Annotated in this window: 27 protein-coding genes; all 27 read left to right on the forward strand. The window is 31.2% G+C overall.

The genetic code is table 11. The annotated features are described in order from the left end of the window. Nucleotides 1-36: 36 nt before the first annotated feature. Nucleotides 37-462: a hypothetical protein gene (locus tag RIN63_RS05450; protein ID WP_310443682.1), complete on the forward strand. Its 426-nt coding sequence runs from the start codon at nucleotides 37-39 to the stop codon at nucleotides 460-462. Continuing rightward, entirely contained in the window at nucleotides 425-1,192 is a 768-nt protein-coding gene (locus tag RIN63_RS05455; protein ID WP_310443683.1) for a DnaA ATPase domain-containing protein, read from the forward strand. Before RIN63_RS05450 ends, RIN63_RS05455 begins: the two co-directional genes overlap by 38 nt. A gap of 11 nt (nucleotides 1,193-1,203) precedes the next feature. Further along, a complete protein-coding gene (locus RIN63_RS05460; protein WP_310443684.1) occupies nucleotides 1,204-1,467 on the forward strand; it encodes a sporulation transcriptional regulator SpoIIID in 264 nt (87 codons plus the stop codon). 13 nt (nucleotides 1,468-1,480) lie between these two features. Further along, nucleotides 1,481-1,768: a hypothetical protein gene (locus RIN63_RS05465; protein WP_310443685.1), complete on the forward strand. Its 288-nt coding sequence runs from the start codon at nucleotides 1,481-1,483 to the stop codon at nucleotides 1,766-1,768. 30 nt (nucleotides 1,769-1,798) lie between these two features. Continuing rightward, nucleotides 1,799-1,945, forward strand: a complete 147-nt coding sequence (locus RIN63_RS05470; RefSeq protein WP_310443687.1) for a hypothetical protein — start codon at nucleotides 1,799-1,801, stop codon at nucleotides 1,943-1,945. A gap of 191 nt (nucleotides 1,946-2,136) precedes the next feature. Next, nucleotides 2,137-2,874: a phosphoadenosine phosphosulfate reductase family protein gene (locus tag RIN63_RS05475; protein WP_310443688.1), complete on the forward strand. Its 738-nt coding sequence runs from the start codon at nucleotides 2,137-2,139 to the stop codon at nucleotides 2,872-2,874. Nucleotides 2,875-3,006: 132 nt separating this feature from the next. Beyond that, complete coding sequence (locus RIN63_RS05480; protein ID WP_310443689.1) at nucleotides 3,007-3,429, forward strand: single-stranded DNA-binding protein; 423 nt, start codon at nucleotides 3,007-3,009, stop codon at nucleotides 3,427-3,429. A 12-nt stretch (nucleotides 3,430-3,441) separates the two neighbouring features. Beyond that, complete coding sequence (locus RIN63_RS05485) at nucleotides 3,442-4,188, forward strand: hypothetical protein (RefSeq protein WP_310443690.1); 747 nt, start codon at nucleotides 3,442-3,444, stop codon at nucleotides 4,186-4,188. 45 nt (nucleotides 4,189-4,233) lie between these two features. Beyond that, the gene (locus tag RIN63_RS05490) at nucleotides 4,234-5,475 is read left to right on the forward strand and encodes a sigma-70 family RNA polymerase sigma factor (RefSeq protein WP_310443691.1); all 1,242 of its coding nucleotides are present in this window, start codon (nucleotides 4,234-4,236) and stop codon (nucleotides 5,473-5,475) included. A gap of 76 nt (nucleotides 5,476-5,551) precedes the next feature. Then, the gene (locus RIN63_RS05495) at nucleotides 5,552-5,815 is read left to right on the forward strand and encodes a hypothetical protein (protein WP_310443692.1); all 264 of its coding nucleotides are present in this window, start codon (nucleotides 5,552-5,554) and stop codon (nucleotides 5,813-5,815) included. Then, nucleotides 5,805-6,194 (forward strand): hypothetical protein, encoded by a 390-nt coding sequence (locus RIN63_RS05500; RefSeq protein ID WP_310443693.1) that lies wholly within the window; start codon nucleotides 5,805-5,807, stop codon nucleotides 6,192-6,194. Before RIN63_RS05495 ends, RIN63_RS05500 begins: the two co-directional genes overlap by 11 nt. A gap of 11 nt (nucleotides 6,195-6,205) precedes the next feature. Then, on the forward strand, nucleotides 6,206-6,493 hold the full coding sequence (locus RIN63_RS05505; RefSeq protein ID WP_310443694.1) for a hypothetical protein: 288 nt from the start codon (nucleotides 6,206-6,208) through the stop codon (nucleotides 6,491-6,493). Beyond that, nucleotides 6,494-6,964, forward strand: coding sequence for a dUTP diphosphatase (gene dut / locus RIN63_RS05510; RefSeq protein WP_310443696.1), 471 nt, complete (start codon nucleotides 6,494-6,496; stop codon nucleotides 6,962-6,964). Between the two features lie 12 nt (nucleotides 6,965-6,976). Continuing rightward, the gene (locus RIN63_RS05515; RefSeq protein WP_310443697.1) at nucleotides 6,977-7,525 is read left to right on the forward strand and encodes a hypothetical protein; all 549 of its coding nucleotides are present in this window, start codon (nucleotides 6,977-6,979) and stop codon (nucleotides 7,523-7,525) included. Beyond that, on the forward strand, nucleotides 7,525-7,707 hold the full coding sequence (locus tag RIN63_RS05520; protein WP_310443698.1) for a hypothetical protein: 183 nt from the start codon (nucleotides 7,525-7,527) through the stop codon (nucleotides 7,705-7,707). The genes RIN63_RS05515 and RIN63_RS05520 overlap by 1 nt, the downstream gene beginning before the upstream one ends. After that, nucleotides 7,708-7,890, forward strand: a complete 183-nt coding sequence (locus RIN63_RS05525; protein WP_310443699.1) for a hypothetical protein — start codon at nucleotides 7,708-7,710, stop codon at nucleotides 7,888-7,890. Continuing rightward, complete coding sequence (locus tag RIN63_RS05530) at nucleotides 7,891-8,070, forward strand: hypothetical protein (RefSeq protein ID WP_310443700.1); 180 nt, start codon at nucleotides 7,891-7,893, stop codon at nucleotides 8,068-8,070. It abuts the gene before it with no gap. After that, complete coding sequence (locus RIN63_RS05535; RefSeq protein WP_310443701.1) at nucleotides 8,071-8,298, forward strand: hypothetical protein; 228 nt, start codon at nucleotides 8,071-8,073, stop codon at nucleotides 8,296-8,298. A gap of 104 nt (nucleotides 8,299-8,402) precedes the next feature. After that, nucleotides 8,403-8,753: a YopX family protein gene (locus RIN63_RS05540; protein WP_310444102.1), complete on the forward strand. Its 351-nt coding sequence runs from the start codon at nucleotides 8,403-8,405 to the stop codon at nucleotides 8,751-8,753. Next, nucleotides 8,750-8,974: a hypothetical protein gene (locus tag RIN63_RS05545; RefSeq protein ID WP_310443702.1), complete on the forward strand. Its 225-nt coding sequence runs from the start codon at nucleotides 8,750-8,752 to the stop codon at nucleotides 8,972-8,974. Before RIN63_RS05540 ends, RIN63_RS05545 begins: the two co-directional genes overlap by 4 nt. 578 nt (nucleotides 8,975-9,552) lie before the next feature. Then, entirely contained in the window at nucleotides 9,553-10,788 is a 1,236-nt protein-coding gene (locus RIN63_RS05550; RefSeq protein ID WP_310443703.1) for a Shedu anti-phage system protein SduA domain-containing protein, read from the forward strand. 221 nt (nucleotides 10,789-11,009) lie between these two features. Continuing rightward, nucleotides 11,010-11,870, forward strand: a complete 861-nt coding sequence (locus RIN63_RS05555; RefSeq protein WP_310443704.1) for a hypothetical protein — start codon at nucleotides 11,010-11,012, stop codon at nucleotides 11,868-11,870. A gap of 138 nt (nucleotides 11,871-12,008) precedes the next feature. Next, complete coding sequence (locus RIN63_RS05560; protein WP_310443705.1) at nucleotides 12,009-12,545, forward strand: hypothetical protein; 537 nt, start codon at nucleotides 12,009-12,011, stop codon at nucleotides 12,543-12,545. Between the two features lie 257 nt (nucleotides 12,546-12,802). After that, a complete protein-coding gene (locus RIN63_RS05565; RefSeq protein ID WP_310443706.1) occupies nucleotides 12,803-13,306 on the forward strand; it encodes a hypothetical protein in 504 nt (167 codons plus the stop codon). Nucleotides 13,307-13,687: 381 nt separating this feature from the next. Then, nucleotides 13,688-13,900 carry a hypothetical protein gene (locus RIN63_RS05570; protein WP_310443707.1) on the forward strand — a complete coding sequence of 71 codons (213 nt, stop codon included), beginning with the start codon at nucleotides 13,688-13,690 and terminating at the stop codon, nucleotides 13,898-13,900. Nucleotides 13,901-13,996: 96 nt separating this feature from the next. Then, nucleotides 13,997-14,344, forward strand: coding sequence for a hypothetical protein (locus RIN63_RS05575; protein ID WP_310443708.1), 348 nt, complete (start codon nucleotides 13,997-13,999; stop codon nucleotides 14,342-14,344). A gap of 131 nt (nucleotides 14,345-14,475) precedes the next feature. Next, nucleotides 14,476-16,965, forward strand: coding sequence for a UvrD-helicase domain-containing protein (locus RIN63_RS05580; RefSeq protein ID WP_310443709.1), 2,490 nt, complete (start codon nucleotides 14,476-14,478; stop codon nucleotides 16,963-16,965). Nucleotides 16,966-17,100: the final 135 nt, after the last annotated feature.

The raw sequence follows: 17,100 nt of genomic DNA on the forward strand, positions 1-17,100 counted from the left end.
GAGTTAGAAGAAATTTTAGAAGAAAAAACACCTTCTATGCAAATTAGAAATTTGCGACTTAGGTATTCAGATTCACATTTAAAAATATTAGATGAATATTTTGACATCCTTAGATGGACTAGAAAAAACGGCAGAATCGCTGATAGTGTAATCCTAAAAATCTATACAGAGTGGGAGAAGTTCAAGCCAGATACAGTTATATATGGGTTAAATGTCTATATCAATAATCCTAAATATCACGATAAAAGAGAGAATTACTGTTATGGCATTATGAGAAATGCTAAGGATGAAGAAGTTTATAAAGGGGTGAATGAAAGTGGAGAGCATAAAGGACATAATGGGAAATCCGAAAAGTGCGGAGGACCTTCAGAAGAAAGTCTTAGACTTGAAAGAATCGCTAGAGAAGAAGGGCTTATTGGACCAGATGGAAGTGTCGGAACAATCGGAGAAGTTGACTTTTAATTGTCCTTATGAAAATTGTGATGGTTCTGGACTGATATTGAATATAGAACTAAACACAGCTACAATGTGTAAATGTTATTATGACCAGATTATGGATAAGAAACTTCAATTTGCTAATATTCCTGAGGAATTCAAAGAATTAACAGTAAATAGTTTTGAAATCGATTGCTATTCAACGGATGTAAATAGATCTAAAGCTGCAACAGCTAAAAAAGTAGCAGTCAATTTTATTAAAAACTATAACAGATTCAAAGATGAGGGCAAGGGCTTATACTTCTACAGTGAAATTAAGGGTAGTGGGAAAACAAGATTAATGGCAAGTATAGGAAATGCACTAATAAAGACAAAAAGAATAGGAGTTAAATATATCACAACAATAGATTTATTAAATGAAATCAAGAAAACATTTAATAAGGATAGCAAAATTACAGAAAGTGATTTAATAAATTCTATTAAAGAAGTTGAAGTTTTAATCCTAGATGATGTAGGGGTAGAGGACCCAAGTGCATGGGTAAAAACAACATTTTACTCTATCTTAAATGGCAGGATGATAGGTAAAAAAGTTACATTATTTACTTCTAACTCCACAATAGATGAATTAAGACATGACGACAGGATAAGAAATAGAATTGAGAAAATGGCAATACCAGTGCATTTCCCAGAGGAAAGCATAAGAACTAAGATAGCAAAGTCAGAAAATGAAGAATTACAAAGATTGTTATTAGAATAGGGGGTGACTTTGTGAAGAGCAGGAATAAAGCTCTTATAGAGCAAAGAGTAATAGATTCAGCAAATTACCTTATAGAAAATAATTCCACCGTAAGAGAAACGGCTAGAAAATTTGGAGTATCTAAATCAACAACTCATAAGGATTTAGTAGTTAGGCTTAAAGATATAAATCTCAACTTGTATGAGGATGTTAGTGTGATTTTAGAGGTAAATTGGGAGGAGAAAAACCTTAGGGGGGGATTAGCCACAAAGGAAAAATTTGAGAGCATGAAATGATAGGAGGGATGACTTGAAAGATTACCAAGTGATGAATTTCACTAAAACATTTAGTGGTATTAATTTAGCTCTAAAGAAATCAGATGAAAAAAGTTTTGACTATGCTGCTTTGTTAATCTATATAAATGAGTGTAATAAAGGTTTCAAGGTCAACAGAATTAATAAGACTACAAAAGGTGGAACATCAGTAGTGTATGAGTTAATTAAAGATGAAGCAGATATGAGTGAATATAAAAAACTTGTAGGTAATAAAGTTAAAGAATTTAATAACAAATGGAATGAAGAATTAACATTGATTTAATGATGTTTTACAGAGTAAAGGAGGGATTAATTGAAAACTAAAATTAGATTTGGATTTAAAGGAAAATATCAATTGCCACTGTTTATGATTTGGAGAGAGTACCAAGATGAAGATGGTGAAGTTGAATTTGCAGAAGTAATATTTTCAACTGATGACCTTTTCCGAAAATCCTGCTAGAGCAGGTTACGAGCCTAAGACTAGTATCATCATAGTCAATGGTGTTGGCAACATCTTAAAAGGCGTGTTTGCTGTAGAAACGAAGTATAAAATTTGCATATGACTTGCGTGAGTATTTAGCCAATACAAGCATGGGAAGGCTTTGCGAGTTCCTACTTGAAGATGAAATATATCTCAAGTAGGTGGAAAGGTTGAAGCACATATTAATGTTTAGTGGTGGAGCAAGCAGCTCATACCTAGCATATTTAGTAATAAAAGAATACGGAAAAGAGAACACAATTCTACTTCATACTCCAACATATGCAGAAGATCCAGATGCAGATAGATTTAGAAATGAAGTAGCCAAATATTTAGGAATGCAAATCTCAGTAGAAGAAGATGGCAGAGATTTATGGCAGCTGATAGAAGATAACAATTGTTTACCAAGTTTTCATATACAATTTTGCACAACAGATTTAAAGATAAAGCCAGGTAGAAAATACCTAAAGAGATTGGCAGAGCAAGGAATTGACTACACAGTTCACTATGGATATGGGATGGACGAATGGCGGAGAGTTCAAAAGCAATCTGTTAGATTTGAGAAAGAAGGAATCAAAAGCCAGTATCTCATTTTTGAAAGAAGAATACCAGATACAGAAATAAAAAGAATTATTCAAGAAGATTGGAAAATAGAATTGCCTAGTCCATACAAATACCTGAAACATAATAATTGCATACCGTGTTTTAAGGCAGGTAAGGGGCATTTTAAACAAGTAGCCATGTATTACCCTAAACAATTTGAAAAAGCAATGGAAATGGAAAGAGAAATAGGACATACAGTATTCAAAGATTGCACATTGCAAGATATCAAAGATGAAGTAATAGCAAATAAAAACCAACTCACATTTTTAGATGATGAATTTAATATACCTTGTGATTGTTGGGATTAAGAAAAGGAGTGAATCATGAAGTTAATAAATAAATTTTTATTAAAAATTATCAATTTCATCTTAAATAATTTCTATACTGAAGAAGAAATAAGACAGATAGAAAAAGAAATATTATAAATGGAGGAATGCAAAATGAATAATGTTGTATTGATTGGAAGATTAACGAGGGACCCAGAATTAAGATATTTACCAGCAGGAACCGCAGTTTGCAAATTTAGTTTAGCAGTAGAGAAAGGATTATCCAAAGAGAAAAAACAAGAGATGGAGAGCAGAAACCAGCCAACAGCGGACTTTATAAACATAGTTGTCTGGGGGAAAATGGGAGAGAATTGTGCAAACTTCTTAGCCAAAGGTAGATTAGTAGGAATTCAAGGTAGAATCCAATCAGGCTCATACGATAAAGATGGAGTTAAGTATTACACAACTGATGTTGTAGCTACTAATGTTGAGTTTCTGGAGTGGGGAGATAAGCAACAATCAAATAATGCACCAAGTACAGATTTTGGAGGAATAGAAGGGTTCAATCCAACGAGTAACGATGATATTCCTTTTTAGGTGGTGTGTAATTTGAATACTAAACTAAAACCAAAGGTTAAAGAATGGACATTTGAAGAAGATTCCTATATTTTAACCAAAAAGAACATAAATTTAATGGCTAAAAAACTAGACAGAATAAGTTCAACAGTGATTAAAAGACTTGAATATTTGAAAAAAAATGAAATAGATGAAGAACAGCTTAAACGCCATAAAAGATTTATACAAGAAGCGTATCACTATATGAGTGCAACTAAGATAGCAATATATTTAGAAGTTCCGTATCAATATGTTCATAAAAGAATCAAGACACTTTTGACACAAAATGACTTAGAAAAAACATACTTTAGCTACACAAGTGAAGAAGAAAAATATCTTCTTGAGAATAGAGATAAGCTAACAGTTATGGATTTTTCAAGAGATTTAAAGCTTTCCGAGGCACAAATATTTATCTGGCTAACGAGGATTAAAACCAAAGAAGAAAAAGATAAACCTAAGGAAGAAACAATAGAACCTATGCCTAAGGAAATGGAGATAGTTATTCCAGAAAATGCACTATTAGTTAGTAAGGTTAAAGGTCCTTCCAATTTAATTGAAGGTAAGATGTATGAAATAAAAATCTTACGATCAAATAATGAAAAAACGGATAGTTACTTTGTAGGAACATTCATTGAAGAAACGGACAATCATATTACATTTCAAAGCAAATCAGGATATAGGGAAAGTTTCTCAAAGGTCAATTTCAGCATAGGAGAATACAAAATTAGAGAAGTGGATTAACAGTTAAAAGAATAAAAAGCAAAAGAAAATGTATAGGGGGTACTTATGGAGGGAGTGGATAGAGACACTTTTATAAAGCAGAACATGGGGCTAGTAGGTATGGTAGTAAATAAACATGCAAATAGGATAGCAGAACATCCATCTATAGACAGGGAAGATTTGAAATCTATCGGTACCATAGGACTTATAAAAGCATATGACAAATTTGACCCATCTTATGAGGTGCAATTTTCAACCTATGCATTCCATATGATACAGGGAGAGATTAGAAGATTTCTGAGAGATAACCTAGATACAGTAAAATTTACAAGACAATCTAAAATAGACTATTACGCAATATCAGAAGCTAAACTTCTAAATGACAATCCAGAAACCATAGCAGAAATATTAGAAATGCCAATACAAAGAGTAAATAATGCACTAGAGTACTATAGGTGTAAAGGAATGGATTCATTAGATAGAGAGATAGTTGATGATGAAGGAAGTTCAACTACAATGGCAGATAAATTAGGCATGGAAGTGGATTACGACTCTAATTTAGAGATTGAAATGTTTCTGAGTCAACTAGACAATATGGAAGGTTTGAATAAAAGAACTAGAAAAATAGTTGAACTTAGATTACAGGAAAAAACTCAAGTAGAAATAGGACAAGAATTAGGGATTACTCAAGTCCAAGTAAGTAGAATCTTAGTAGCTTTACAAGAAAAATTAAAAGGAGGTAATGAGGTGACTGAAAAGAAAGAAATGGTTAGAGCAAAAGATGCTATTGAAATGGTGAAAAAACTAGCAATTGAAACAGTACTAACTCCAGCTCAAATACAAGAACAAACTGGAGTATCATATCCAACAGCTAAGAAATATATAGATGAACATAGGAAAATAGACCTATCAAAGACACCAAATTATATCTTAGCAAAGAAGTTATCAGAGGAAACTGAATTGAAAGCAAACCAAATAAGTAAGCAGACGGGAGTATCTTACACGACAGCACGCAACTATATAGAATATTACAGAGCTGCAAAGGGAGAAAAAATAATAGAAACTTCAGTAGAAAAAGTATCACCAGTAGAAAATGTAACTCCAGATCCAGTAATAAAAAATAGATTAGATGTTCCAGTAGAAGTAATAAATAAGCCTGAAATAAAACAAGCGGATGGATTCATGACAATGACATTTAAATTAACAGTGGAAAATGCTACAAGCCAATTAGAGAATATTTTAAACGCAATGAAGGTATTAGGGTTCAAGGACTTTAATCTGACGATACAGAGTCAACAGGTAGCTTAATAGATAGAAATTTGATGTATCTAGTAGAACAATGTAGAACTATTGTAATTTCCAAGGAAATCAAAGGAGGGGAAATTTGGAAGAGCAATTACTGAATAGAAAGATTTTCAAAGCAATTAAGAAGTATGATAGGCAGGAAATGGAGGATTTCTTTAGGACAATCTATGAAGAAGGCTTCAAAGATGGTTTTCAAGAAGGAGCAAAGACAGGGCAACAAGTAGATGTTCAGATAGAATTAGTACAGTTTTTAGAGGGATTAGAAATCAAAGGTGTAGGCGAAAAGACCAAAGAGAAGATATTGCAGGCATATAAGGAAAGGGGAGAAAATAATGAAAAATAAAAAAACAATATTAATCACATTATTAATTGTGTTGATGGTATCACTTGCAAGTTGTAGACAATCAGATAGAGTGTCTCATAACATATCAAAAGAAGCTGATAACTTTAATGTAGTAAGAAGATTGACAGTTATAAATGCAAGAACAGATAAACCTATGTTTGAATTAATTGGAGCCTTTTCATTTGAATTACAAAGCAGTCGAATTATAGCAACTGTACAAACAGGCAGAAATGAATATAAAAAGCACTCAGTAGGTCTAACAGACTGGACACTATGGGTTGTTGAAGATTTAGAAGGTGCAGATGTAGATAGTTTCAAATATGAAGTTAATTTCTTACCAGAGATGATACAACCAATAAAATTTACAAATAGTTATTAGGAGGGCCACCAATGAAAACCAACTATAAAATAGCTACAAGATTTAAATATATCGGAGAAAAGGAAGTAGTAAAACCTGGTGATGTTTTCAAGAAGGATTCAACTGTAGGATATGAATCTTTTGAAGGTGATGAAGTTACATTGGAGGATTTAGGGAAACTCTATGTTGCAGTAGATAAAATGCTATACGACTTTAGCAATCAATGGGAAAAAGGGATTGACCCATACGAGTTTATGAAGGATGTAGGAGATATTATGCACAATATAGCAAAAAATAACTTAGGGAAGGGAGATAAGTAGATGGAAATGAAAGTAGTATGTAATGGTGAAAAGCCTTCATATGCAAATGAACACGCAGCTGGATTAGATTTAAGGAGCAATAACGAAGTTACTATATATCCTAACACATTGAAAAATAAGATTAAAAGGTTAATAGATAGAAAAAACAAATATCCTTATATAGTTGATATAGACACTAGGCTATCAATGGAAATACCAAAAGGTTACTGTGGGTTCGTAATACCAAGAAGTGGGCTAGGGTTCAATCGTAGAATTACTCTTATTAATGATATCGGGTTGATAGATGAAGATTATAGAGGGAATATAGGGGTTAGATTACTAAATGAGGGAAAAGAGCCTTATACAATATGCCAAGGGGATAGAGTAGCACAAATGGTAATAGTACCTTACATTCAACCAAAACTATTATTTGTAGATGAATTAAGCGAAACACAGAGGGGCAAAGGTGGATTTGGACATACAGGAAGATAAAGGGGTGACTACATGGCAGTAGAATACATTAGTTATATTCAAACAGAGAATTTATTCAAATCATGGCCAACGATTCAAGGAATAAAAGAAAGTCTATCATTAGAGCTTAAAGCACTCGAAGTTAAAAGCTCAGAAGAAATAGATGATTACATTTATACACAAGTCGTAGGCAATAAAGTATTAAGTGACACACCACCATCTGGGAAAATATCCGATTCGACAGGGAATACATCTACAAGTTACCATCAAGTTGTAAATCGTGATTATTACAGTACATTAGAGGCTATCAAGAAGGAGAAGTTCTGTATAGAGCTAGTGGACGACAAGTTAGAAATAGCATATAGGAGATTAAACCTACTACAACAAAAGATATTGAGACTATTTTACCTAGAGAAAAAAGTCTGGGCAGAGGTAGTGGAAGAATTGAATAAAGAAAAATACTTTCTTAGTAAGCAACAAGCACAATGTCAAAGAAGAGAAAGCATCTACAAGATACAGAGCATATCTAAAATCACAGTTGAGACTTACATGCAAGTAATGAGATTGGTGGAGGTGGAGTAATGCAAAATAACAAGGTTATCCATCTAGATAACTATAAAAATAAAAAATTATTAGATGCATTAGGACAATTAAAGACCGACCATCGAGGAAAAATACTTACAGCAGAAGAAGTAAAAGAAGAGATGGAAGTCATATCGGAAATAATAGAAAATAAATTTACAAATCAATGGGAGGTGGAGTAGATGGATGATATATTCGATTTGCTTAATCTGTTACCAAGAAATATCCGAAGGAAACCAATGTGTAATACATGCAAATATCGGAAGTTAGGGTTATTAACTATATGTGAGGAATACAAAAGAATACCTTCAGATGTTCAGCATGGTAAGTATTGCAGAAAATATGTGAAAGATGAGGTGGAGTAGGTGAAAGAACAAGATGTCATAGAAGAATTAAAAAGAGATCCATCAAAAGTTTTTATTACAAAACGAGACTCTAATATTAAGCTAGAAGTCATAGACGGTCAAATAAATTTATCTAAATTAGCTTATACTTTCCCTGATGAAGAATGGGAAGAAGTAAATCAATATAGCGAGGTGGAGTAAATGTCAAAAGCAATAGAAGTCCAAATATGTAGAGTGAGTTTATTAAGTGATATGGTAGATGAAGAATTAACCAGACACCTTGAATTTCAGAGGAAAATGACTGAATGGGAGAAAGTTGAACCTTTAGATTGGAGAACTAGACCATACCCAGAAGTACCTAAATCAGAATTGAAAGACAGAATGAAACTCTTGCGACAAGAAATGATTAAGCTAGATAAAATGCTATAGGAGGTATTGGGAGGTGGAGTTAGACCAATGAGAGAGATTGAATTTAGAGCATGGATAAAAAAGTGTAGGAGAATGGAGAATTTATAGATGTAAATCCGTTTTATATAGGCGATTGTGATAGATTACACTGGAAACATGAAGAAGTTGAGCTAATGCAATACATCGGCATAAAAGATATTCACAAAAAGAAAGTATTCCAAGGGGATATCGTAAAAGTAAAAGTAATTGCATATACCGACTGTATCAAAGATGAAATACAAGAAATAAGAGAGTTCACAGGTGAAGTGATATGGCATCAATTTGCATGGTATGTAGCAGAAAAGTTAGAACATGGCATAAGATATCACTCATTATGGCTATGGAATGTCAAAGAAGATGAATTAGAGCTAGATACTCACTTCATGGATATTATTGGTAAAAGATGGGACAATCCTGAAATGAAGGTGATTCAATGAAAGCAGAATATAAAAACTCATTTTGCATGGATAGTAAGTGTATGAATTTCTTTGAAGATTCTTGTATGATTTGCCTTGAAGAAAGAGGAACAGAAATATCACCTTATAACCTTGAATATATTGAAAAGCATGGCAGGGGTAAAAGTAAAGATTGCCCAGAGTTTAGAGCAGGTACCCATATAGGATATGTTGTTCATTTAAAAGAAGGTGACCTTGAATGAAAGCACAATTTGACAACGCAACAATAAAAGTATGGTTCAATAGTCAGCATACATCAAGGAATTTTCATGATGTTAAAGAAATTCGCCAAGAGGGCAATTCGGCACTAATCAGAACATCAGATGGCGACCAACATTTAATAAATTTTGCAAATGTAAATTTAATATAGGAAATTGATACTAGCAAAAGACAATTGTGGTATGTTTGGAAATACCAAATTCGAGACATGTTGTATATTTTGTGAGATTAAAGATGATTGTGAAGGAGTCTGTTATAAGGTATCAAGCTTCACGGATGGGGAAGAGGTATTGGGTTATTGTGATAAGGTTGGAGTTAATGGATAAAGTGTTATTTGTGCGATGTAACTATTAAAACGAGGGTGCAAATATTGAACATTGAAAACAGAATAATATAGTATTAAAAAGTTAAATATTTCCATAAATATATTGGTGTTATATGATATGTATGCTACAATTATCATATGAGTAGATCGTAGTTGCATAAAAATGTGTAACCCAAACTTAGGCAAATAAATAGGAATTTCCAGTAGTAAAAGATTTTTCTCTAAGGAGTGATTATTATGGATAACAAAGAAATATATGAGAATTTAGCTTTTCAATTACTATCATCTCTATCAAAAGTATATTGGCAAAAAATGTATAGTTATATCAAAGAAAATAACATTAATCACAAAGATGTAAATTGTTTTTTACTTAATCCAGAATCCATGGTAATCTACTTTGGCCAAAAATTCATTGCTATCGAATACTGCGGGAATCCTTACAAAACAAGCTTTGAAACAGTTTTTCAATATGAAGTAATGGTTAGAGATTTCACAAGAGAAAAACTAACCACGAAACAATTTATTGAAAAGATTATAGGGTTTAGATATGATGGGACAAGCGACTTTAGCATTCCCTTGTTTTCTGATATTTATGAAGATCTTATTATTCCCACAAATGCTGGTATGGACAAATTAATTGACTTAAAATGGAATTTTACAGCTCAAAGTAGTGTAATGAGCCTTAATTCAACAGGTCTTGATATTACAGATAATCATTTTGTTCGTCTTATTAATTGTAGATTTTTTGATGAGCAAAAAGGAGATTTGAAAACTAGAATAATAAAGTGGATTGACTTTCTGCCATATTATTATAACGAACCAGATGAAGGCGAGTTTGATGAAATGATAATCAATTTAGATATATATGATAGATTGTGGTATCAAGATATATTTTATGAGTATCCAAAACCAAATGATTTTAAATTTAGCAAATTGCCGCAAATTAATAGGTTTATTGAGTTTTTCGGAGATTCAAATTATTCAGAGCCTGAAATTACATCCTTTTTAGCCCGTGATGAGAATAAGTTTATTTTGAATATGGGATTTATGGGAACAGGTATATATGACGAAGTTCTTTGTGAATGGCAAAGTGAGAAAAAAGATAATATTAAACCTGACTTTTTTATTCTGCGTGCGAATGGATATGCTGATATCATAGAATTTAAGCTCCCGCGTATGAAATCTAAGTTAATTGTAGGTAAGAATAATCGTGAGCATTTTAATTCTGAACTCAACACATATATAGCACAAACCAGAGTATATGCAACCTATTTTGATGACCCTAATAATAGAAAATGGTTTGAAGACAGATATGGTTTTAAAGTATATAAACCAAAACGATATTTAGTAATAGGTAGACGTAATGATTTTCAATCTGATGAATGGATAGAAATAAAGGCTGATTATAATAATTTAGAAATAATAACATACGATGACTTAGTTGATACTGTTATTTCACAATTTTATCAATAACCATTCTATCCAGTTTTGAAATTTAAAAAGCTTCGTATCCCATAATTTAGTGGAGAGTACTCCTTCAAATTCTAGAGCATAGGAAAGTGATAAAGTTAAGAAGATGCTAGGAGATATATGATAAGTATAAGGTTCACCTAATTATGGTGAGCCTTTATTTTTACATTCTGTGGACAAGTATGGTATAATTTGGGTAATGAAATAGATGGAGGGGGGTAACAATGAACAATGGATTTAATAATGATGACTTTAAGGAAGTGATTGCTAAGTTTAACGAAACAATGAATGGATTCTATAAAAACATAAATGAAAATATTGTAGAATCGATAAAGCCACTTCTTGAGTTGTCTAAAATTGAAATTCCTAATACTATTTTTTTAAATAACATTTCAGATATGCTTAAAGAGTTTGGTCGGAAAATTTCGGAAGGCTTAAAAGACACCATAGAATCAATAGAAGACTACAAACAACTATGTTTATTATTAGGCTATCCACCACATGAAGATATATCTATTCCTGATATAAAAGGGATAGTAGATCTTTATAATGAGTTAAATGGTGATATGGATAAAATTAAGCCAATAATAGATGAGTTTTATATAAGTACATTCGATGTTCAAGCTATTAGAGAAATTTTTATTGCAAAATGGTCTGATTCAGATTTATTAGATAAAAGGATAGAGCTTATAGAGGAATCTATAAGTTGCTTTGAACAAGGATTGTATTTTTCAGCTATACCAATTTTATTCTCTCAACTTGAGGGGATGGTCGCCGATGCCAATAATCATTGTGGACAAATGGGGGGCAAAAAATTAGGAAATTATATAAGTGAAATATTCAATAATGAAAATAAATATTCATTTGATAATGAGTTGCTTAAGTTTTATGGAAATGTTTTATTCGTACCATTTGAACATGGAAAAGAATTAGAATCATTTTTAAGCAGACATGCTATCATGCACGGTGGAGATGTTGAGTATGGGACTCAAGCGAATTATATTAAGTTAATTTTGTTTTTTGATTCTGTATATGAAGGATTAATCAAAAATCAAGAAGATAACGATTCAGAAACAGAGAATTAGAAGATTAGGAGCAAGTGGAAAAAAGGGATTGTCCCTTCTTTTTCTATGTGTTCATAAGAATATTGTCGAAATTTGCGATAAACAAAAGAAGGATTTTGAAGATTTGTGTAGAAGTATATAAAAGAAGGGAGGGGTATTTTGGATGAGCTAGAATTATACAAAGAGCTGTATTACCATGAATTACAAATCAGAGAAAACATTGATTCAAGATTCACAAACCCATTCAGTGTATATGTAATATTAATTGGAGGGATGGGTTATTTAATTGGACAAGTTAGCTCTCTGCCTGATGAAACAAAGACTGGAATAGTCATTATGATGTTATTAGCTTATGGGGTAAGTTTAGTATTTACAGGTTATTGGCTATACAGAGCATATCATAGACATACTTATGCATATGTAGAAAATCCTCTGTTGTTGAGAAAACTTAGATTAGAGTTAGAAGGTTATTATGAAGATAACTTTGAAAAGTATTTTTCTGAACAATCTTCAACAAAGGAAGAGTTAATAAAAAAAGACTTCGATAAAAATCTATTAGAGAAATTTGCAGTAGTATCTACTAAAAATCAAGATGCTAATCATCTTAAGTATCGCCTATTCCTTAAAGTAGGTAATAGTTTGGTATTAAACGCTATTTTATGGGCACTAAATTTTATTTTAATAACTATTTTATAAATATTAATGGAAAGGAGATTAATATGTCAGAAAATGAAAAAGAAAAAATAATTCCACCACCAAAACCTGAACCTGCACCAATAAAATTAGTACAAGGTAGCTATGACCCTACAAAAAAAAGCAAACCTAATAAAAAAAACTAATCCATTTAATTTAAATTAAAGAAGAATTTTTAAAACTTTTGTAGAATATATCCTTATGGGGTGTATCATAAATGGGGGATAAGCTATTAAAAGGTTATACTCTTATGAAAATTGATGGTCTACTATTATATAATAAGAAATAAGGCTGGTAATAATATGGTATATGAAGATAAGTCATTATTTAATACTAGAGATTATTGTAGAAAACAGATTTTGAGATATTTAGATTATTATAAAAAAGAGAATTTTAATGTAATAGGTGCATCTTTTACTAACTCAATAGCACAGTATGTTGGCAGAATTGTATACGATGTTCATGGACCACACTATTTTTGTGATGAAATAGATGTTGAAATTTTATTTGCTAAATATGTGGAATATAAGAATCTAGATTTGTCGCAGCATTCAGATGACTTTATAAAGATGTTAATGGGAGATATGTCAAAGAGATTACAAACTAGGGTTAATGGATTTTATAGAGATTTGAGAAATGGGAAGTCTACAATTAAAATTGCGAATGCCTCATCAGACAAGGATATAAAATTATTTATAAGAAGATGGAATAATCTATATGAAGAGAATCCTAAACTTATTAGAAAAGATAAAAGATTAGATTAGTATTATGGGTAATATGAAAATGAAACCCAAATTAAAAATATATTAATCCTGGTATTATTCTTCATAGTAGGATTTGGAGTAGGAATGACATTAACTTTTCAAACTGTTTTCAAGAAATTAGAAGCTTATGGGGTAAATCCATGGAAATAAAACCATCATAAATTGTAAAACTAATCTAAGGCTATTATTAGATGGATATAGCAATTTTACACTAGCCATATACCTATTATATTAATATGTGGCCAATAACCTCATACAAGCCAAAAGAAAAGCCAGTTTTTTACTGGTTTTTCTTTGTCTATATAAATGGAAATATTTGACAAGATTTGTTGATAAAACTTTATCGTTAGGATAGAATTATGGAAAAGGGGGACGGGTAATATGCATTGGGTAACACTAATTTCATTATGGGGATTGATTTATTTTTTACTTTCGGGAGTCAAAGACCAATCTCCATATTATAATATATTCTGGTATGGAATGGGAATCATTTTATTAGTTTGGGGAATCAAGATTGACCAAAGAAATCACGAAAGACAAAAGAATGCAGAAATAATAGAAAAGAAAAACAAAGAAATACTTATAGAAAAATAAAAAATTCCAGAGGAATATAATTCTTTTAGATATACTAAAGGATTAAGCACATTCAAAGAAAATACTAATATAGGTTTATGGATAGCGGTAGATGAATTGCATTTATTGTATATAGGGGAAACGGAACATAAGAAAACTATCCCAATAAAAGATATTCATTTTTATGCTATCAAGGGAGACTTAAAGCAAGAGATGGAAGATAGGAATAAACCTAAATCAAATATTGATACAATGATGGCTGAAAATTTATTAGGCACAGCTGCAGCAATGAAGCAAAATCAAGTATTGCAAAATATAAAAACCATAGATGAAAGGAAAGTTATAATCAAAGCTATGATTGGCAATAAAAATACTTATATATTTTTTGAAGGTGCAGGTCTATATAATTATCTCTTAGAGAATCTTCCAGAGAAGGAGCAATCATTTGTTGCTATGAATAGATAGACTAACAGTCTTAAAATTCATAGAAAATAAGGAACTGACTATGTCTTAAGAGCAAGAAAGAAGTTACAAGATTCTTTAATATTCAATTTAATAAAATAATATAATTACAGAAACTAAATGGAGGTTCATAAATGAAAATAATAGATTTCCTTTCTGGAAAGACGACACAACAAATTGAAGAATTGAATCAAAGGATAACCAGTATTTCACATGAGAAAGATATGCTTAATGATACTATATCTTCATTAAAGGCACAATATGACAATATTAAAACTCAAAAGCACCAACTGATAACTGAAAAAAGAAATATAGAAGGTGAATTGAAAGTTACTACGGAAGAATATGAGCAGTTACAGTTGACTATAAAGAATTTAAATAAAGAAATTGATAAGTATAAAAAAGCAAACAACCAATTATTAGAGAGATCTCATTTGCTCACAAATTATGAAGAAAGATTTGGAAATATAGCTATGCCAAACGAATCAAATGTGGATGGAGAAGTAACAGAGTATGATAGGGATAAAAGTTTTTTTGATATACTTGCAAAGCAGAAGGGAAATTCATTTAGCTCTGACCAAGTTAAGGCAATTAGATATCCATGTACCAAACATATGAGATTAATTGCTGGAGCTGGTAGCGGTAAAACTGAAACAATATGTGCAAAAGCAGCATATTTAGTAAATATGGATGGTGTTGATGAATCTAAAATATGCATGATTACTTTTACAAGAGATGCTGCAAAAGAAATGGGGGATCGAATTCATGAGTTCCTTGGTAAAGAAAAATCAAATATTATGATCGGTACTTTCCATAGCGTATTTATAAGATTGCTTAATACATTAACTAAACAATATCCTGCATTAAAGAGCTTTGGTATATATGGTGATAATCCTGTAGAAGGAGAAAAGAAATACAGTAGAACTCTTAGCAAACTAATTACTAAACACCAGTTGCATAATTTTAATAAATTCAATGATAAAAATATACAGGAGAGAATTTCATATTGGAAAAACATGAGTTATACCCAAGACGAAATGGTTGAATATGTTGCAAATCATTTTGACCAGATATTATCTGATAAAGAAATAAAGCTGAGTGAAAAGTTTCGTGCAATGATGAAAGAGTTCGAATCAATTAGAAAGGAAAATAACATAGCTGTTTATGATGATTATTTGTTGAACTTATATAATGTACTTAAAGAAAATGATGAAGCAAGAAATTATTTACAAGAAAAATTTGAGTATATCTTTATTGATGAATTCCAAGATACTAATTTACTTCAAGTTAATATTATGAAGCTTCTATGTCCACCAGATAACAGTACAAAGTGTAAGTTAATTATTGTAGGGGATGATGATCAGAGTATATATATGTTTAGAGCTTCTGATCCAATCTATATAAAGAATTTTAATAAAGAATATGAAACTGAAACTTTTGAGTTGATGACAAACTACCGCTCAAAGTCGGATATTGTAAAATCGGCAAATAGACTTATATCCCACAATAAGCACGACAGAATAGAAAAATCTATGACAGCTTTTCATGATAATGACGGAGAAACCTATATGGTAGTTATTGATGATAATTGTAAAGAAGCAGAATGGGTTATTGATAAAGCCCAAGAACTTGGAAAAGATAAGTATTTTGAATTCAAAGAAGATGATAAGGTAATAAGATCTGAATCTCCAAATTATACAATCAGTGTTGTAATATATCGGTCAGTTGGACAACTACAAGGTATGATTAGGACACTGGACTCAAGAGACATCCAGTATGTCATTGAGAATAAAGATGACATATTAGGTATCTTTAATATAAAAGGGTTTAGAAATGCTTTTGACACATGGCAAAAGCTAATTGATGAAATAGAGCCAGAGCAGGAGCTAAAGGCTTGGAAGTCAGTATTTTATAACATAGCATCCAATTATTATATTAAGTCTAATATAATAAATAATTATATAGAAGCAGATGAAATAACTGATTTGAATAGTCTTATTGACGGTTTCGGTAAGTTAATTGCTGAGAATGTAAAATCTTTCAATAATACAGATTGTATCAATCCTTATTTTAAATTTATACATCATATAAAGCAAAAGAAAACTGTTAAGATTACACACCTACTTAATAATTTATTTGAGTTTCCTAAAATAAAGTCCGAGTTATCAAAAGAAGATTTAGACTATATCTATAAAGAATGTGAAAGTTATAATGACATGGAAAAATTATGCGGTTACTACAGAAGGCTTGATGAAAAGAAAAAAGAGATGAGCAAGAAATTAGAACTATATAAAGAAAAAAAGTGGAATGCTTTATACCTTCTAACCATACATAGGAGTAAAGGTCTCGCCTTTGACAATGTATTTGTTATTGGATGCTATGATAAGGGCATTCCAGCATATCAAGCAGTTAATCTTAGTTCTATAAATAATATGGAAGAGTGTAAGCAAAAAGCAGAACCTCCGACAATTATTGAGGAAGAAAGAAGATTAATGTATGTTGCAGTGACAAGGGCGAGAAAAAACTTATATGTTACTTTGCCAGCAACACTGCAAGGGAAACCTTGTGCTCGATCACCATTTTTAAAAGAATTAGAACTACCTATTTTAAAAATAGATGAGTAATTACTATATTTAATAATCATATTGTTGAAACTAAAGATAAGGTTCACCTAGAATAACGGTGAGCCTTTATCATTATATTAGGTGGACATACATGGTATAATTTGGGTAAAAGATTGAGGCAATGCAAAATAGGGG

Source organism: Tissierella sp. (assembly GCF_031460495.1).
In the GTDB taxonomy this organism is placed as follows: Bacteria; Bacillota; Clostridia; order Tissierellales; family Tissierellaceae; genus JAVKTS01.

What these genes read in the sequence shown, in the direction of transcription:
- RIN63_RS05450 (WP_310443682.1), top strand. Translation starts at nt 37, where the DNA reads ATGCAAATTAGAAATTTGCGACTTAGGTATTCAGATTCACATTTAAAA.
- RIN63_RS05455 (WP_310443683.1), top strand. Translation starts at nt 425, where the DNA reads ATGGAAGTGTCGGAACAATCGGAGAAGTTGACTTTTAATTGTCCTTAT.
- RIN63_RS05480 (WP_310443689.1), top strand. Translation starts at nt 3,007, where the DNA reads ATGAATAATGTTGTATTGATTGGAAGATTAACGAGGGACCCAGAATTA.
- RIN63_RS05490 (WP_310443691.1), top strand. Translation starts at nt 4,234, where the DNA reads ATGGAGGGAGTGGATAGAGACACTTTTATAAAGCAGAACATGGGGCTA.
- RIN63_RS05500 (WP_310443693.1), top strand. Translation starts at nt 5,805, where the DNA reads ATGAAAAATAAAAAAACAATATTAATCACATTATTAATTGTGTTGATG.
- RIN63_RS05505 (WP_310443694.1), top strand. Translation starts at nt 6,206, where the DNA reads ATGAAAACCAACTATAAAATAGCTACAAGATTTAAATATATCGGAGAA.
- dut (WP_310443696.1), top strand. Translation starts at nt 6,494, where the DNA reads ATGGAAATGAAAGTAGTATGTAATGGTGAAAAGCCTTCATATGCAAAT.
- RIN63_RS05515 (WP_310443697.1), top strand. Translation starts at nt 6,977, where the DNA reads ATGGCAGTAGAATACATTAGTTATATTCAAACAGAGAATTTATTCAAA.
- RIN63_RS05520 (WP_310443698.1), top strand. Translation starts at nt 7,525, where the DNA reads ATGCAAAATAACAAGGTTATCCATCTAGATAACTATAAAAATAAAAAA.
- RIN63_RS05525 (WP_310443699.1), top strand. Translation starts at nt 7,708, where the DNA reads ATGGATGATATATTCGATTTGCTTAATCTGTTACCAAGAAATATCCGA.
- RIN63_RS05535 (WP_310443701.1), top strand. Translation starts at nt 8,071, where the DNA reads ATGTCAAAAGCAATAGAAGTCCAAATATGTAGAGTGAGTTTATTAAGT.
- RIN63_RS05545 (WP_310443702.1), top strand. Translation starts at nt 8,750, where the DNA reads ATGAAAGCAGAATATAAAAACTCATTTTGCATGGATAGTAAGTGTATG.
- RIN63_RS05550 (WP_310443703.1), top strand. Translation starts at nt 9,553, where the DNA reads ATGGATAACAAAGAAATATATGAGAATTTAGCTTTTCAATTACTATCA.
- RIN63_RS05555 (WP_310443704.1), top strand. Translation starts at nt 11,010, where the DNA reads ATGAACAATGGATTTAATAATGATGACTTTAAGGAAGTGATTGCTAAG.
- RIN63_RS05565 (WP_310443706.1), top strand. Translation starts at nt 12,803, where the DNA reads ATGGTCTACTATTATATAATAAGAAATAAGGCTGGTAATAATATGGTA.
- RIN63_RS05570 (WP_310443707.1), top strand. Translation starts at nt 13,688, where the DNA reads ATGCATTGGGTAACACTAATTTCATTATGGGGATTGATTTATTTTTTA.
- RIN63_RS05580 (WP_310443709.1), top strand. Translation starts at nt 14,476, where the DNA reads ATGAAAATAATAGATTTCCTTTCTGGAAAGACGACACAACAAATTGAA.